The organism is Paraburkholderia sp. EG286B, assembly GCF_040965655.1.
Lineage (GTDB): Bacteria > Pseudomonadota > Gammaproteobacteria > Burkholderiales > Burkholderiaceae > Paraburkholderia.
Genome location: NZ_JBFRCF010000107.1, coordinates 1 through 1,602, shown reverse-complemented (window position 1 = coordinate 1,602; position 1,602 = coordinate 1). Strand labels below are relative to the sequence as shown.

1 protein-coding gene is annotated in these 1,602 nt (G+C 61.4%); it reads left to right on the top strand.

The genetic code is table 11. The features are described 5' to 3' along the window. Nucleotides 1–32: 32 nt before the first annotated feature. Nucleotides 33–1,602, top strand: a 1,570-nt coding sequence (locus AB4Y42_RS43895) for an IS66 family transposase (protein WP_368697843.1), incomplete at its 3' end; no start/stop codon positions are given.

The window sequence follows — 1,602 nt, the reverse complement described above, 5'->3', positions numbered from 1 at the left end:
GCGGCGCGCCGTGCTCCGCTATCCTGGGGCGCATGAATCCACCCGATCTCAAGCACGTACCCAAGGCCGTCAGGGGCTATATCCGCGATCTCGAAGAGCGCGCGACAAAGGGCATTGCCCAGCGCGACGCCCAGATCGGCGAGCTCAACCAGCGCATCGGGCAACTCGAGGAGCAGATCCGCCTGCTGCAGGCTGAACGCTACGCTCCAAAGAGCGAGAAGAGCAAGGATCGTGTGTTCGACGAGGCCGAACAGATCGCCCGGACCGAACCCTCCGACGAAGACGACGAAAGTGTCCAGCCAGCGCTGCCCGAGACCGGACTGCCCCCGCCCGGTCAGCCTGAACGACGCAAGGCGGGCCGTACGCCACTGCCGGCCTATCTCAAGCGCGAACGTGTTGAATACGATCTGCCGGAGGGCCAGCGAGGTTGCCCATGCTGCGGCAATGCGATGCATCGCATCGGCGAGGACGTCAGCGAACAGCTGCATGTCGAAGTCAAATGGACCGTCCTGCAGAACGCGCGCTCCAAATGGGCCTGCCGGCATTGCGAACGCCATGCCGAACGTACCCCGGTTGTGCTTGCGCCCATGCCGGTCCAGCCGATTCCGGGCAGTCATGCCGACGCGTCGGTGATCGCGACGGTCACGACCGCAAAGTACGCCGACGGCATGCCGCTGTACCGGATGCAGAACGTGCTCGCACGCTGGCAGATTCCCGTGAGTCGCGGCACGCTCGCGAACTGGATCATCCGCCCCAGCGAGCTCTACTACACCCGTCTGTACGATGCACTGCTCAAGACGCTGCTCTCGCAATCCTTGATCCACGGTGACGAAACGACGCTGCAGGTGCTCAAGGAGCCTGGCCGTTCTCCACAGAACAAAAGTTATATGTGGATATATCGCGGTGCTGAGGACTGTGCCGAACCGGTGGTGCTGTTCGACTACCAGGCAGGGCGCGGCCAGGAACATCCAAAGAAGTTTCTGGGCGACTACAGCGGTATGCTGATGACCGACGGCTATAGCGCCTGGCGCACCCTGAAGAAGGCTACGCACTTCGGTTGCCTGGCCCATGCACGCCGGCTATACGTCAAGGCCGACAAGGCGGCTGCGAAAAAAGATGCCACTGGTGCAAAGAAGGCGCCGAACGCCCGTGTAGCGAAGGCGCTCGAGTACTTCCAGGCACTATACCGTGTCGAGGCGCTGGCCAAAGGCGATCTGCCCGCCGGGAAGACACGTGCCGAATACACATACGAGTTGCGCCAGAAGCACAGTGTGCCGCTGCTCGACGCCTTCAAGGCATGGCTCGACGAGCTGGCGCCGGATGTGGCACCGCAGAGTCTGCTGGGAAAAGCAATCGCGTACACGCGCAACCAGTGGCAGTATCTGAGCCGTTACGTGACTGATGGCCGGGCTCCGGTAGATAATAATGTTTGCGAACGTGACGTCAGGCCGTTTGCCGTGGCAAGGCGAAACTGGTTATTTAGTGATACTACCGATGGCGCGAAGGCGAGTGCCACCGTGTACAGTTTGATGTTGACGTGCAGGGCGTGTGGTGTCGATCCCTATGACTACCTGATGCACATACTCACCGAAATGCCGCAGC